Genomic DNA, 15722 nt, shown 5'->3' with positions numbered 1-15722 from the left:
GATTCATTATTGATCTGAACGTTTTTTAAGGCTTGCAAAGTCTTACCTTTGCAAAAATTTTTACATGTCAAAGCAGTTTTCAGAATTAAACATAGAGGAGTCCTTACAAAAAAGTTTAGCGGAGTTACAGATCACTATACCTACAGAGGTTCAAGAGAAAACCATTCCTCATATTTTAAATCAATCCGAAGACCTTGTCGTTTTATCCAAAACGGGAACAGGAAAAACAGCGGCGTATGGTTTACCATTGCTTCAGTTACTCAAGTTAAGAACCACTGAAATGCAGGTGCTTGTTTTGGCTCCCACCAGAGAACTTGCTCAACAAATTCATCAGCAGCTGCTTGCATTTGCTCAGTATTCCGATCCGCTTCCCATGCTTGCTTTAACTGGCGGAACGCCTATAAAATCTCAAGTTGAAGCACTAAAGCAGACTCCCTCTCTTATTGTGGCTACACCTGGCCGCTTATTGGATCTCGTAAAACGAGAGGCTATAGATTTGAGTCGTATGACACATTTGGTCTTAGATGAAGCTGACGAAATGCTGAGTGCTCTAAAGACAGAAGTGGACTCGATCCTTAAAATTCTGCCTAAAGCGAGAAGAACATTCCTATTTACAGCTACACTTCCAGGAAGCCTCAAACAAATTGTACAAAATTCCATGTCCTCGGATGTTATCCAAATCAATGTAGGTATGTCCACAGTTGGACATCAAGGCATTGACCATCGCTATGTCGTTGTGGAACCCATAGAAAAGCTGGAGGTGTTATTGCATTTTTTAAATTCCAGACTAGGGCAGAGAGGTATTATTTTTTGTAAGACTAAAGCGGCGGTCAATAAACTGGCAAAAAAGCTAGCCATCAATAAATTTTCATCAGGAGCCATTCACGGGAGTCTTACGCAGGGGATAAGGGATCGTGTTTTGGGACAGTTTAGAGAGGGACATATTGATATTTTGGTCGCTACCGATCTTGCTGCTCGGGGCATTGATGTAAAAGCCGTATCCTTTGTGGTCAATTACCACTTGCCAGATACATACGAAGCCTATGTCCATAGAAGCGGACGGACTGCCAGAGCAGGAGCAGAAGGACTTTCATTTACGGTTTTACAGCAGGATGAAGTCGTGGAGTTGGCTAACTTCGAAAGTGAATTGGGAATAACCTTTCACGAAGTGACCAAAGCAGACCCCCAAAGTCTTGAAGAAAACAATGTCTTATTGTGGGCTAAAAAGATATTTAAAACCAAACCCAATCGGGAGGTCTCTTCCGAATTCAAAACAAAGATCCAAACGATCTTTCATCATTTAACCAAAGAAGAACTCATCGATAAAGTACTTGCTTATCAGTTGGCGCAAGCTAAGACTGAGCATACACCCACTGAACCTTCTAAAAAACAATAAGCTTATGGCCAATTTTATAAAGTCACAGGAAGAGATTTTACAAAAACTCAATATACAGACGTTGAACCCCATGCAAGCGGAGGCTATTCCTTTGATCGAAAACACGGCGAATACCTTACTGTTGTCACCAACAGGTACTGGAAAAACCTTAGCTTTTTCATTGCCTTTATTGAATATGTTGGATCCAGAATCTTCAGAAGTTCAAGCCTTAATTTTGGTGCCTTCCAGAGAGCTTGCTATCCAAATTGAACAGGTGATTCGTTCGATGGGCTCAGGGTATAAAGTCAATGCCGTGTACGGGGGCAGACCTGTATCCAAGGATAAAATCGAAATCAAACACAACCCCGCTATTCTTATTGGAACACCAGGAAGAATTTTAGATCACTTTAACCGTGATCTTTTTTCTAAAACAAGTATAAAAACGCTTGTACTAGATGAGTTTGACAAATCTTTGGAAGTGGGCTTTGAAGAGGACATGAAATCGATTATAGGTCAGTTGCCCAACCTCTCTAAGCGGATATTGACCTCCGCTACCCAAGGGGTTAAGATTCCGAATTTCGTCAATTTGATTCAACCGACTATCGTTAACTATCTAGATAAAAAGCACAATTCTAAATTAAGTCTTAGAACAGTAATTTCTCCAAACCAAAACAAATTAAAAACCTTGGTAGATCTGGTTCAGCATTTAGGCAATCGTCAGGGCATTGTATTTTGTAATTTGAGAGAAAGCATAGAGAAGGTGAGTACTTACCTGAGTCAGCACGATATCAGTCATACTTGTTTTTCAGGGATGATGGAGCAAAAAGACCGGGAACGGGCTTTGATTAAATTTAGAAATGGAAGCTCACAGCTTTTAGTGGCTACCGACCTGGCTTCCAGAGGGATTGATATTCCGGAAATGCAATTTATTATCCATTATGAACTCCCACGTCATGAGGAAGAATTTATTCACAGAAATGGGAGAACAGCCAGAGTGGATGCTAAAGGAACGGCTTATATCTTAAAAGGAGAACGCGAGTCTTTACCAGAATTTATTGGTGAGGTGAGCAGTGCTGATATTTCTAAAAAAGCAGTTCTGAAACCCAGACATTGGGAAACCCTGTTTGTTTCAGGAGGCCGCAGAGATAAGATTTCAAAAGGAGATATTGCAGGTTTGTTTTTTAAGCAAGGCGGACTCCATAAAGATCAGCTTGGGACAATAGAACTGAAACCCGACTGTGCATTTGTAGGCGTTCCTTCAAGTTTGGCTGAGGAATTGGTAGATAAATTAAACAACTCCAGATTGAAAACTAAAAAAGTACGCATTAGGGTTCTCGAGTAATCTTGGGAACTAAGAAAAAAGAACAAAGAGGATAGAACAAAGAGAAAAGAGAAAAGAATAAAGAGGAAAGAACAAAGAGGATAGAACAAAGAGGATAGAACAAAGAGGATAGAACAAAGAACCAGGAGAAAGGACTATTCGACTCTGGACTATATAACAAGCTGTGAACAGGAGAATAAAGAGGAAAGAACAAAGAGAAAAGAACAAAGAGGATAGAACAAAGAGGATAGAACAAAGAGAAAAGACATCTGAAAATGACCATACTGAATTTTAAATGCAAAGAGTCTGCTTTGATGGGTGAAGATGTGATGAACTTAAAGTATGTAGTTATTGAGTCAGTGAGTTTGTGAGTGAATTTGTAGATGCAGTGATTTTATAAGAATTCATTTTTGAAATACGCATCAAAGCATAAAGTAAAGTTGAAATGCTTCTGACTTTTATACCTTTGTAATAAGCTTTGCGTTCTTTGCGTGAAATTACTCAATACAATTGATAACCCATATATGGCTAAAGCTCGCGAGAAAAAGAGCAATTTTGCATCTCTCAAATTTGTTCCCAGATTTCTAAGTAAAGTCTATCATACACATCCTGGTCTTTTTTTGGCCAATGTGTTTTTAAGATTGCTGAAATCTTTGATTCCTATCGCCTTGTTATGGGTCGGGAAGGAGATTATCGATGAAGTTATTTTTCAGGTAGACTTGGATGCCAAAGACCTGACTCGTCTATACTGGTTGATTGGTATTGAGCTAGTTCTGGCGATATTCAGTGATGTGTTCAATCGATTAATTGGTCTGACTGATGGTCTTTTAGGGGATTTGTATTCCAATACGTCTTCCATAGAACTGATTCAGAAAACAGCTAAGGTTGAATTAGCCAGTCTGGAAGACTCCGAGTTTTACGATAAACTCGAGCGGGCCAGGCAGCAAACCACCAGTCGAGTGTCGCTGATGTCCAATGTTTTGGCACAAATTCAGGATATCATTACCATCATTTCTTTGATTTCCGGACTGATTTATTTCTATCCTATTCTGATTTTATTATTAGTCATTTCTATTATCCCGTCGCTTATCAACGAATTAAAATACAGTCAGTCGACGTATTCCCTTCAAAAGAGCTGGACGCCTGAACGTCGGGAGTTGGATTATATGCGAATGATTGGTGCCAGTGATATCACCGCTAAAGAAATCAAACTGTTTGGTCTGGCAGATTTTATCAGCAACACCTTTAAACGCATCTCCGATAAATATTACAAAGCGAACAAAAAACTATCCATCAAGAAGAGTTTGTGGGGCGGTACCTTTCACATTCTTGGAGATTTGGCCTATTATGGCGCATATGTATTTATTGTTTTGAAAGCTGTAGCTGGTTTTGTCACCATCGGTGACTTAACCTTCTTAGCAGGGTCGTTCAGCCGACTTCGAAGTCAGTTGCAGACCGTGTTTTCAAGATTTTCTAATATTACGGAAAGCGCCATGTATTTGCAGGATTACTTTGAGTTTATCGATATGGACTTCAGCGGTGAGAATCCAGAGCAGTACCGTGAAGGCCCGACAGAGTTTAAGCATAGCATCCGATTTGAAAATGTAAGTTTCAGGTATCCACAGTCAGATAAAAATGTATTATCCAACATTTCTTTTGACTTGATCAAAGGTGAGAAATTAGCGCTGGTAGGAGAGAATGGTGCTGGAAAAACAACCTTGATCAAATTGTTACTCCGGCTATACGATCCCACTGAAGGTCAAATTTTGATGGACGGTGTTCCGGTTCAGGAGTATCGAAAACAAGCCTATCAGAAAATGCTGGGCGCTATTTTTCAGGATTTTGTGAAGTATTACTTAACGGCTAAAATCAACATAGCTGTGGGGAATATCGATGAAGAACACAATACCGAAAAAATAAAAAATGCCGCCGTGCAAAGTCTGGCTAATGATGTGATCGAAAGTCTGCCGGAAGGCTATAACCAAGGTTTGGGACGACGCTTCCGGAAAGGAGCAGAGCTATCTGGCGGACAATGGCAGAAAATAGCATTGGCTCGAGCCTATATGTCGGACGCACCGATTATCATTCTGGATGAGCCCACGTCTGCCCTGGATGCACGAGCAGAATCTCAGGTATTTCAGCGATTTATTGCCTTAACCGAAGACCGTACCAGCATCATTATTTCTCACCGCTTTTCAACTGTGAGAATGGCAGATCGAATTCTAGTCTTACAAAACGGACAAATCCTGGAGATGGGCACCCACGAAGAGTTACTGGCCAAACCACAATTGTATGCGGAGTTATTCGAATTACAAGCTGAAGGGTATCGGGAGTAATAGCTAAAACTTGAATAACTTATTGGCACATAAATAATGAGTTTACATAGTAGAGGTCATTATTAGAAGTAAAAAAATCAATTTTAAAAAACTTTGCGTTTACTCTTACACAGCGATTTCTTTTGGTATTTCTTAAGGGTTCTCACCGCAATGGCGCTGAGTTCGCTAAGAGAAACTCAGTAACCTTTATGTCCCTGCCTTCCGAAGTGAAATGCAGGCAGTTCTGTGGTAAATTTTAAATACTGATTTTCATAAAATTATATTACACCGCTCAAGCACTTAATTAGTCGGAGAAATGGGAGTATTTATGATTAAAATAAATCTTAGACTTTGTAGTCAGTGGATGTATTTCATAGGCTTTTTAAGCCTACTTTTGCAAACTTTAATAGCACACGAATGAAGCGAATAGCAGAATACAAAAAACTCTTTGGAGTTGAAAGACAGATAGAGTTAAAGCCCTTGAAAAAGGCGTACCGAGATCTGGTAAAGGAATGGCATCCCGACAAGTTTCAGGCTGGAGACGAACGTCAGGCCGAAGCCGAAATCCAAAGCAGACGTATCATCGATGGCTATCATTTTTTGGTGAGCATTGCCCCTGAAACCATTTCTGCCAATGCTGAACAGTATGCAGAAAGTATAAATACTGGGATTGCTGACTTTCAGCACAAAGGTATGTTGTTGGAAATTACCTTTATGGATGGGGTTACTTATGAGTATTTTGGAGTCACTAAACCTGTTTTTATCAAAATGATCAACAGCAATAAGCTTAACCGTTTTGCCAAACGTTCTATTTATCCAAATTATACCTTTAGAATGGCCAAACGTGAAAATGTAGAGGCATAGATTTCTAGTTTTTTTTGATAAAAGCTGTTTCAACGCAGAGACGCTGAGTTCGCAATGAAAAAACTTTATGTTCACTGTGACTTTGCAGTAAATTTTAGTGTTGATATTCTTAAGCAATAAGGTTGATCGCTTTGCAAAACGTTCTATTTATCCAAATTATACCTTTAGAATGGCCAAACGTGAAAATGTAGAGGCATAGATTTCTAGTTTATTTTTTGATAAAAGTTGTTTCACCGCAGGGTCAAGGAGGGCACATAGGAATCTGAACCTTTAAAAATAGCTTTTCGAATTCAATATTTATCTGGTTAAATAAAGTTTTTATCCACCACAAAGTCACGAAGAACACAGAGGGAATAATGAACTTTATATTCAAACCTCTGTGAACTCAGTTTCTCTGTGGTTATATCCATATGGATAAAATTTGTAAATTAGATTTTCTTTTAATACTCTAATTCGTGTATGAAAATGATCTTGCTACAAAAATTATTGGGGCTGCTATAGAAGTTCACAGGCAACTTGGCCCAGGATTACTTGAAAGCACTTATGAAACGTGTTTAGCTTATGAGCTAAAGCAAATCGGACTTAACCTACAGCAACAAGTAGCCTTACCAGTTGTTTACAAAGAGGTGAAACTCAATGCAGGTTATAGAATTGACCTTTTGGTAGAAAATAAAATTATCATTGAAATTAAAAGTGTTGAAGTACTTGCTGATATTCACACAGCACAATTATTGACCTACTTAAAATTAAAAGACTTGAAACTCGGATTGTTAATCAATTTCAACGAAGTACTGCTCAAAAACGGACTAAAAAGAGTTTTGAACGGTTATTTGTGAAAGTTGCCGCAAAGCCACTAATTAAACCAAGGATTAATATTTGATTAAAATTCTTTGTGTGCTCATTTCCTCTGTGGTGAATTGATAATTATTTTAAATTCAGTATTAATCAATTTTACGATTTACTTTTAAAGAATAGTCTAAAAGGAGTTTTGAATGGATATTTATAATTCTTAGTACCTCTGTGTTCTTTGTGCCCCTGCCTTCCAAAGTGAAACGCAGGCAGGACTGCGGTGAATACTTTCGAATTTATATCCCCCTTAATAATTTTTCATCCCCAAGTCCTTAACTTAGTAAGTCTGTAAAAATTAAGATGATGATGCTAATGAAAGCACTGTTTGGATTATGCCTGTTGATGTTGATATCTCCACTCACTGAAGTTCAGGCTCAAAGCGACTCCCAAAACTCCCCATACGAGTTCAAAAATGGCGATCCTTCGGGTATTGGAAAATGGTATAAAGGCCGAGAAATCTCCCACGTCATGGGTTACCAGGGCATGGCCTGGCTGGAACGCTCCGATCGGGAACAGGAAGAAGAAACCAGCCAACTGCTTAAGAACATGAATCTACAACCCACCGATGCCGTGGCCGATATTGGCGCCGGATCTGGTTACCATGTCTTTAAAATAGCTCCGAAAGTCAGTGAAGGCGTTGTTTATGCCGTCGATATCCAGCCGGAGATGCTGGAGGCGATGAAAGAAAAGAATGAAAAAGCAAAACAAGACCACATCCAATTCATCAAAGGCTCAGAACAGAAAGCCAATCTACCTGAAAACTCAGTCGATAAAATCCTGATGGTCGATGTGTACCACGAGTTTGCATATCCCGTGGAAATGCTGGCATCTATGAAAACAGCTCTAAAAGCTGATGGTAAAATCTATCTGATTGAATACCGAGCTGAAGACCCCACTGTGCCCATCAAACGCCTGCATAAAATGAGTGAGGCCCAGGCCGTCAAAGAATTTAGAGCCAACGGATTCCAACTGATTGAAAATATCGATAATCTGCCGTGGCAGCATTGTATGGTGTTTGGAGTGGAATAGGAGTGCACTTATTTAAACTTTAACCACAAACCTACCTGCTTTCCCAAGTGAAACGCAGGCAGGTCCGTGGTGTTGCCAACTCTACAGATCATTTTAATGTTTCATATGAATTTTCACCGCCAAGACGCTAAGTTCGCAAAGAAAAATCTCTGCGCACTTTGCGACACCGCGGTTTTATATTGGAGAGGCAATTGTTAGTAGATATTTTAAAATAGTCTTATTCACCGCTGTGGCGCGGAGAACGCTAAGACTAAGATTGATATGAGTTTAAAATAAAATCTTTAAGACTCGTACTTGCATAAAATATCGGAAGCTCAGGCCGTCAAGGAAGTGAAAGCAACTGGTTTCGGCTTGATTGAAAATATCGATAATATTCCATGGCAACATTGTATGGGGTTTGGAGTGGAGTAGGTGTGTACAGAGAAATTCTTAAACTCACTGACTTCGTTTCCTCCGGGTGAATCCAACTCTACAGATCATTTTAATGTTTATATGAATTTTCACCGCCAAGACGCTAAGTTCGCAAAGAGAAATCTCTGCGGTCACTGCGAACCTGCGGTTTATTACAGTCTCTTTAAATTAATTTTATTCGTAAGCGTAGGTTACATTGGCTGCTAGCTATATTGTGGAAAACTTTGTGGATAAAACTCAAAGCCATCGGATTCCAATGGATTAAAAATATCAATAATCTCCAGTGGCAGCACTTTATGGTGTTTGGAGTGGAGTAAGTAATATTGTTATTCGAAGGCGATATACTAAGTTCTATTAAAAGATTAATGAAAAAATTCCCTTGAATTTACTACTCAATAACTTTTATAAGATTACATTTTAGAAGTCTAATTATTAAAGGTTAATACATAATTTTAAAAGAATTGAATTTATCTAAAACTTTGATATATAATTAAATAATAATACTATTTTTAGTCCTTAAATCCCAGAGTTTAATGAATTCTTAAGGTATTACTTGATGAGTAAGTTATCAAACAAGTTTGGTTGTCAGAAAACTAAACAAGAATTATAATAACTGTAAAATATTATGCACAAAATAGAAAAAAATAAAGTTTAGAAGATTTAATTGTTTAGAATACAAAAAAAAAACTCATGAAAACAGAAAATAATATTAAAAATGAACTTCAAGCATTATTGCAAGCGGAAACTATAGATTTTCAACAGTTTTTAGAATTGACATCTGATTTTATTAAGCATGACCAAGACCATCTACGTTTTAGTACTGATGCTGGGACCATAGCTCATTTAGGAAGGGATAGTATAAAAGACCATACAACAGCTGTTTTAGAATTGGTTAAGAATGCATATGATGCTGATGCTGAAAAGGTTGAAATTGATATTATTTTGAATGATGATGAAAATTATATTAGAGTTGCTGACAATGGAACAGGAATGTCTCAGACTGAAATAATTGAAAAGTGGTTAAGAATAGGCTTTTCAACTAAAAGAACTGATAAAGTAAGTAAAAAGAGAAGAAGAAAAACCGGAGAGAAAGGAATAGGAAGATTATCTGCTGATAGATTAGGAGCTTCTATTGATTTAATTTCAAAAAAAAATGATTTTAATCTTATTGGGCTGCACATTGATTGGAACGATTTTAATAAACAAGGTGTTGATCTATTATTGATTCCATTTAAAAAGATTAAAGAACCTAATATTACTCTCCCAACAGTTAAAAAGAAAGAGTCAAAGCATGGTACTGAAATCATTATTAAAGAATTAAGAAATAAATGGTCTGATTCTGACTTCAAAAGATTGTACGAAGAACTTTCGATTTTAACTTCTCCATTTAAAGTAATCAAGGATTTTAAAATAATAGTCAAAAGCAATATTGAAACCGAATATAAAGGAGAAATTAAACATAAAGAGCATTTAAAACCAGAAATTGAAATTGAAGTTTATCACGATGGTGTTTCAAATGAAATAAAATATACTATAAAAGATAAGTTTAAGTTTAGCGAGGAAAAGGAAAAAACTATAAACTGGAATCAACTAATACAAAAACCAAAAGAGAAGGAGAAGGATTCAAAATTACTGCTAAATGATATAAAGAAATACCGTGTTTCTGATGAGAATCCATCCTGCGGTCCTGTAATTTTTAACTTAATGTTTTATCCAAGGGAATCTGCATTTGCTAAAGACACTGGTTTTACGCTATCAAAATTAACAGAATACTTAGATTATAATGGAGGTGTAAAAGTATATAGAGATAATATTAGTGTAAAACCTTATGGTTTTTCAGGTAAGGATGGCGAAGACTGGTTAAACTTAAGTGAAAGACAAGGACAAAATCCAGCAGGTATTGCTAGAGAAGGTTGGATGGTAAAAAACAACCAAATGTTGGGAGCTGTCTACATTTCAAGAGATGAAAACAGCAAATTAGAAGATAGTGCTGCAAGAGAAGGACTTGTCCATAATGAAGCATATTACGATCTACGAGCATTAGTTCTTTGTGGTATAAGATTATTAGAACTACATCGGCACAATGTTTTCAAAAAATTAAATGAAGCTAAAGATGGAAAACCGAGAAGATCTAATAAAAAGATATTAGACGAATATAAAGAGGAATTAAATCGACTTAAGTATGAGCTCGCTGAAATGAAAAAATTAGCAGTGGAAAATAATCATTCATATGTTCTTGATGTTTCGGATCGAGTTGCTAATGTAATTAAACAAACAGAGGAAACAGAAAATAGACTTGAAGAAATCTTAGGTAAAAACAGAACTTTAGGTGGTCTAGCTACTATAGGAATTTCATCAGCAGTGTTTGGACATGAAACACAAATGTCTATATCACAATTAAAAATGGCTAATGATGAAGCAATTGCCTCTTTGAAAGAAACACCACCTGATATTAAAGAAGCATTGATGGAGTTATATGAAGCAAACAAATATTCATCTCATGTATCTCAATGGGGAGCTTTTGCTTTAACACGAATAAAAAGAGATAAAAGAAAAAGAAAGAATGTTAATTTAAACAATTTATTGAAAAGGACAATTGCTGAAATAGCTGATACTTTTTCAGCAAGGTCAATTAAAATTGTTTCTAATCTTGATGATGTATCTGCAAAAACTTTTCCTATGGATGTTGAGACCATATTTATCAACCTATTAACCAATTCATATTCGGCTTGTATTCATAATAATATAAAAAGAGAAATTTCAATTGAATTACATGACAGTATGCTAGATGGTAAAGCAGGATTTGAAATAATTGTTTCAGACTCTGGTAATGGTATTGACGAAGATCGTCGTGAAATAATTTGGCAAGCTTTGTATACTACCAAAACAGATTCTAATGGTAATGAAGCTGGAACTGGTCTTGGTCTAACAATTGTACAATCTATTATCGATGACTTAGGTGGTACTCGTTCTGTTGAGAACGACAAAGATTTAAAAGGGGCAAGGTTTAGAATATGGTTACCAAAAAAATAATAATATGGCACTAGTAGCAATAATTGACGATAGATTAAATGAAAGAAGAAGACTTTCAAAACGAATATCTAGAGATATAAAAGCTCAAGGGATTAATTGGGATATAGACCATTTTGATCCTTTGCCACAAAAAGAAGACTATAACAAATGGATAGTTCAAAACAAAGTAGTCATTTTAATTGTCGATGAAAAATTAAAGGAAGGAAATGTTGGAGGTATTCATGCCAACTATGATGGACATGATTTAGTAAAAGAGGTACGAAAAACCAATAAAGAACTTCCAATCGTTGTAATTTCTTCATATGTAGATGACGAAGACGAACTCGAATCAATGAAGGGTGATTTTGATGACATCATTTCCAGAAGTGATTTTATTAAATCTGATGAAAGCACTAAACAATATGTGAATAGGTTTATAAGATATACTCAAAATTATCTTGAAAATTTTGAAAAAGAATATTTAAAGTTGGCAGAGTTATCAGAATTAGTTGCTTTGGATGAAGCAAATGAGAATCAAATTAATGAACTTAAAGCTCTTCAAGCAAAACTAGAACTTCCATTGTCATCATTTGTCATAACAGATAGAAAAAAATGGTTAGAAGAACTTGAATCTAAAAGTAAAAAGTTGGAAGAATTATCCAAAAAATTAGAAACACTTTTAGGAAAATAGGTACATATATGAATTATACTGTTATAAGAAAGAAATCAACAAAAAGAGAAGATAATGTAAATCATTATCGTGATTATAAGCCAGTACTAAGAGAGGAAGCTAATAAGAAATGTGTATACTGTGCTATTGATGAAAACCCATGTGGAGGTTATGATCATTTTCATGTTGAACATTTTAGACCGAAATCTTTGAAATCATTTCAGAATCTTTTAAAAGATTTTGAAAATTTGTTTTATGCTTGTGCCATTTGTAATCGTTTTAAAAGTAATGATTGGCCAAATGATCCAGTAAAAGATCATTCAGTAGTTTCATATGCTGATCCAAATGAAACGGATTATAATGAGTTATTTAATATTCATGAAAACGGGAAAATATGCGGCAATTTTGTTGCTTCAAAGTACATGATTGAGAAAATAAACCTAAATCGACCTCAGTTAATAAACGAAAGAAAATATATCTTAATATCTGAAAAATCAGAAGAAGTTATTGAAAAAATAGAATCTATGGTTCAAAAAATACAATTGGAAGAAAAATCACCTGAGATTGATAAAATAATCTCAGAAATGCTTCTTTTATCATTATCTACTCAAAAACTATTATTTAAAGGGAGAGTAACCCCAAGATATGAGCCCGAAGAAATTAGAAGAACTATATCAAAATGATTAATAAAAAAAACACTGGTTCATATTATACTCCAAAAATCCTTGCCGATTTTTTATCTAAGCACGTTGTTCAAAAATATATAAAAGGAAAAGAAATTTCAATTTTAGAGCCTAGTTGTGGTGATGGAGAATTTGTATCATCTATATTTAATTATTTAGATTTAAATAAATTTAGTCATGTTTCTTTAGATTTATTTGACATAAATAAAGGAGAGTTAGATAAAGCCGAAACCCTAATTCCCTTTTCTAATAAAATAGATAAAACAATAAATCATCAAGATTATTTAAAATATTATTTAAACAATAATAATGAATATTCATTAATTATTGGAAATCCTCCTTATGTTAAAAGAAGTAATCTACATAATGAACAATTGAAAAGCTGTGACGAAGTACATGATAAATTTAAAAAATCAATTAATTTAATAAATTCAAAGAATAAAGTTAATAATCTTTGGATTGCATTTCTAGAAGCTGCAATAATGAAATTAAATCAAAATGGTATACTTTGTTTTGTAATACCATCAGAAATATTACAAGTGAATTATGCTAAAGAGTTGAGAGCTTTAATTATTGAAGAGTTTGATAGAGTAGAAGTCTTTGCTTTTAATGAATTAATATTTGATGGCATTCAACAAGATGTTGTGGCTCTTATTGGTATAAAAGGAGTTGAAAATAGAAATGAACATGGTTTCTCATTTTATCAGGTTCAAGAATTAACAGATTTGAAAGAACCAAAATTCACAGAAAAACATAATAATATAAACAGAAAGAATTTAGATAAATGGACAAATTACATTCTATCAGATCAAGAACTTAACTTTGTTGATAGCCTTAAAAATATGTATAAACAGATAAAATCATATACTGATAAAGCACAAGTTGGTATTGTTACTGCTGCAAATGATTATTTCATATTAAATGACAAAGAATTAGAAGAAAATCAGTTATCAAGATTTAGCAGTATAATAAAGCCAATACTTCCCAAAGGGGGGCTAGTTCCAAATGTTGCTAATTTTTGTGATTTAGATTTTAAGAGATTAAAATCTAATAATAAAAAAGTAAATTTTTTATTATTTCCTAACCTTCCTAAATCAAAACTTAATAAAAAATTAAACAATTATTTATTAAAAGGTGAATTAGAGAAAGAAGACGGTACAGGAGCATTGCATAAAAGATATAAAATGACACTAAGAGAGAACTGGTATCATGTCCCAACAACATGGGTTTCTGAAGGACTATTTATAAAAAGGAGTCATAAATATCCAAAAATCTTTGTTAATGAATCAAATATTCTTGCTACAGATTCTTTTTACAGAGTCAATATGAAAGCAGGATTTGATATTAAAAATCTGGTTTTTTCATTTTATAATTCCTTGACATTTGTTTTATCTGAATTAGAAGGTAGATTTTATGGAGGTGGCGTATTAGAGTTAACCCCAAACGAACTCAAGGAATTATCAATACCTTATAAGAATGATATTACAGAAAAACAATTTAAAAAATTAGATAAAATGCTTCGTGAAAATAAAGATATCAGAGACATTTTATCTTATACAAATTCAATTTTGATACCAAATTTAGATTCAAAAAAATTAGAAAAAATAAGAATTAAGCTAGTAAATCGTAGACTAAAAAAAACTATTAAAAAAAAGAAAATTAATATAGATAGATATGATTTTGAAGAAATACAATTAAAAAAAAGAAATCTTAGCGTTATTAATGATTGAACTATTCTTTTGACAAGAAATACTTTCGTTTATAATGATTCGGAAATACATTTGTCCTATAATTTATATTATGTAAAATAGAATAATTGAACACTCGAGACTCTATCTCTCAAACTAAGACTTTACATAAGCTTTAGTTGTCGTTCTCTACCAGCCTCTTCGCGATTTCATTCAACATTGCGTCAACAGCTGGTTCTGCGATATAAGTCAAGGCATCGTCTTTTAAACGCTGTAAGTTGTCTGGAGTTGCATTATCCATCGCATTTTCAGCGGTGATTACTTTAGGTTCTAATCTGTAGTAATAAGTTTTGTCCTTCTCGTCTAAAGTATCGAAGATTTGATTCAAATGGTAATCCGTGCTAATCGAACTTCCCGACATCATAATGTCTATCACTGGTTTGATCCATTCCAATTGTCCCCAGTTTTTCGCATCCTCATACTTGTAAGATTTACTTTGACTTCCGGTGCCCACCGAAACAATCATCATGTCTTTAGCTGTAGGACGTGTTGTTTTGCCTTCAAACGTCATATTGCGGGCTTCAGAATACGCTACCATAGTTGGATTATTGGCAAATACGCCTCCGTCAATAAGCGGATAAGGTGTTCCTAATTGATTGTTCACTCTGGCCACTTCAAAGTATGTGGGTGCTGCAGAGGTCGCTCTGGCAACGTCTTTTACCTTAAAATTAAAGATTTTATTAGCCGATTTGTGTTGCTTAAAAAAATGAGGTTTTCCATTGGTCACATTAAAAGCACTGATGATACAGGGTTTGATCAAATCACTTAACCAGCAATCTTTAAACGTATCCTGCAAAGCCTTTTCGAGCTCATGCTCATCATACTTTTCATCAGCTATACCAAACAGACTATTCACGTTTTGCCACAGATTCACATCAAAAATAGCATTACCCCGGTCTAAATATAAATCTACCGACTGTTTTGCTGTCAGTAAGGGTCTTCCCTTCTTATCTGGAATTACATAGGAAAGCGTTAAAATACCCCCGGTACTGGTGCCTGCAAAAAAATCAAAGTAATCGGCTAATCTGGTATTTTCGTCATTGCTGTGGTTTTGGAGTTTTTCTTCCAGCCTGGTCATGATCATGCCTGGCAATATCCCACGTATACCACCGCCGTCTATCGAGAGGATTCTTACTTTACTCATTTTAAACGTCTTTAAGGTCCTCGTAAAATCCACTGATAGTTTTAGCGATGCTAATTCCAATTTCTCCAGTTTCCTTGATCTGATCGATGAGCTCTGCTTTATCCATGTTTTCTTTGGAAGCTTTTTCTACCAGTTTAACCAAAACAGTGTAGGTTTTCAGGTCTGTTGTTCCAGGAATAATCTGGTCGATCTCTGAGCGTGAGAGTCCATTGAGCTCTTCCACCTCTTTGGCATACTTGCCGTCAAAAGCTTTATCTGCTTCTTCAAAAAGTCTTTTTAATCGTTTATTCATAGGATGAGA

Annotated in this window: 12 protein-coding genes; 10 read left to right on the top strand and 2 right to left on the bottom strand. The window is 35.1% G+C overall.

The window, feature by feature from the left end; translation table 11 throughout:
- Positions 1-64 precede the first annotated feature (64 nt).
- The 10 genes from ACFQ0R_RS06430 (at position 65) to ACFQ0R_RS06385 (ending at position 14259) form a co-directional block, all read left to right on the top strand.
- Positions 65-1396, top strand: a complete 1332-nt coding sequence (locus ACFQ0R_RS06430; RefSeq protein ID WP_379657567.1) for a DEAD/DEAH box helicase — start codon at positions 65-67, stop codon at positions 1394-1396.
- A 4-nt stretch (positions 1397-1400) separates the two neighbouring features.
- A complete protein-coding gene (locus tag ACFQ0R_RS06425) occupies positions 1401-2717 on the top strand; it encodes a DEAD/DEAH box helicase (protein ID WP_379657566.1) in 1317 nt (438 codons plus the stop codon).
- A 503-nt stretch (positions 2718-3220) separates the two neighbouring features.
- A complete protein-coding gene (locus ACFQ0R_RS06420; RefSeq protein ID WP_379657565.1) occupies positions 3221-5032 on the top strand; it encodes an ABC transporter ATP-binding protein in 1812 nt (603 codons plus the stop codon).
- Positions 5033-5428: 396 nt separating this feature from the next.
- On the top strand, positions 5429-5875 hold the full coding sequence (locus tag ACFQ0R_RS06415; protein ID WP_379657564.1) for a KTSC domain-containing protein: 447 nt from the start codon (positions 5429-5431) through the stop codon (positions 5873-5875).
- Positions 5876-6330: 455 nt separating this feature from the next.
- Entirely contained in the window at positions 6331-6711 is a 381-nt protein-coding gene (locus ACFQ0R_RS06410) for a GxxExxY protein (RefSeq protein ID WP_379657563.1), read from the top strand.
- A gap of 325 nt (positions 6712-7036) precedes the next feature.
- Positions 7037-7753 (top strand): class I SAM-dependent methyltransferase, encoded by a 717-nt coding sequence (locus ACFQ0R_RS06405; RefSeq protein WP_379657562.1) that lies wholly within the window; start codon positions 7037-7039, stop codon positions 7751-7753.
- Positions 7754-8854: 1101 nt separating this feature from the next.
- Complete coding sequence (locus ACFQ0R_RS06400; protein ID WP_379657561.1) at positions 8855-11197, top strand: sensor histidine kinase; 2343 nt, start codon at positions 8855-8857, stop codon at positions 11195-11197.
- Between the two features lie 4 nt (positions 11198-11201).
- Positions 11202-11867: a hypothetical protein gene (locus ACFQ0R_RS06395; RefSeq protein ID WP_379657560.1), complete on the top strand. Its 666-nt coding sequence runs from the start codon at positions 11202-11204 to the stop codon at positions 11865-11867.
- A gap of 8 nt (positions 11868-11875) precedes the next feature.
- Positions 11876-12529, top strand: coding sequence for an HNH endonuclease (locus tag ACFQ0R_RS06390; RefSeq protein ID WP_379657559.1), 654 nt, complete (start codon positions 11876-11878; stop codon positions 12527-12529).
- Positions 12526-14259, top strand: coding sequence for an Eco57I restriction-modification methylase domain-containing protein (locus tag ACFQ0R_RS06385; protein ID WP_379657558.1), 1734 nt, complete (start codon positions 12526-12528; stop codon positions 14257-14259). Before ACFQ0R_RS06390 ends, ACFQ0R_RS06385 begins: the two co-directional genes overlap by 4 nt.
- Before the next feature lie 133 nt (positions 14260-14392).
- On the opposite strand, the gene ACFQ0R_RS06380 is transcribed toward ACFQ0R_RS06385, so the two are convergent.
- Positions 14393-15421, bottom strand: a complete 1029-nt coding sequence (locus ACFQ0R_RS06380; RefSeq protein ID WP_379657557.1) for a CBASS cGAMP-activated phospholipase — start codon at positions 15419-15421, stop codon at positions 14393-14395.
- A 1-nt stretch (position 15422) separates the two neighbouring features.
- Positions 15423-15713 carry a hypothetical protein gene (locus tag ACFQ0R_RS06375; protein WP_379657556.1) on the bottom strand — a complete coding sequence of 97 codons (291 nt, stop codon included), beginning with the start codon at positions 15711-15713 and terminating at the stop codon, positions 15423-15425.
- Positions 15714-15722: the final 9 nt, after the last annotated feature.

The sequence above is a fragment of the Psychroflexus salinarum genome, from assembly GCF_042677225.1.
Classification (GTDB): domain Bacteria; phylum Bacteroidota; class Bacteroidia; order Flavobacteriales; family Flavobacteriaceae; genus Psychroflexus; species Psychroflexus salinarum.
Note: the sequence above shows the minus strand (reverse complement) of the source record. Positions and strands in the feature narration are given on the sequence as shown.